The organism is Cytobacillus oceanisediminis 2691 (assembly GCF_007678455.1).
Taxonomy (GTDB): domain Bacteria; phylum Bacillota; class Bacilli; order Bacillales; family Cytobacillaceae; genus Mesobacillus; species Mesobacillus oceanisediminis_A.
Genome location: NZ_VEEP01000234.1, coordinates 1 through 267 on the forward strand (window position 1 = coordinate 1; position 267 = coordinate 267).

Annotated in this window: 1 protein-coding gene; it reads left to right on the forward strand. The window is 40.8% G+C overall.

Annotation, left to right across the window (positions count from 1 at the left end; genetic code table 11):
• Positions 1–86 precede the first annotated feature (86 nt).
• Entirely contained in the window at positions 87–257 is a 171-nt protein-coding gene (locus FS736_RS24680) for a hypothetical protein (protein ID WP_186326932.1), read from the forward strand.
• Positions 258–267: the final 10 nt, after the last annotated feature.

Here is a 267-nt window from a genome sequence, read left to right on the forward strand (position 1 = left end):
AAGGAGTATTTGATTTGGTGATTTTTGATGAAGGTTGGGAATGTAGTGTGGAGAGGGGAATTGGGGGAGTTTAGGGAGGGAAAGAGGTGATTGTAGGAGGAGATGAAAAGGAAGTTGCTGCATTTAATATGTTGGAATGCTGTATAGTGAATGATGATGAGGAGGAAGAAGAATATGATAGAGATGAGTGTGTGAGGTTAGTGAAGTTGGGGAAAAGAAGGTTGCCGGAAAAGATTTTGGAATGGGATTACTGCTGAAAATATGAGG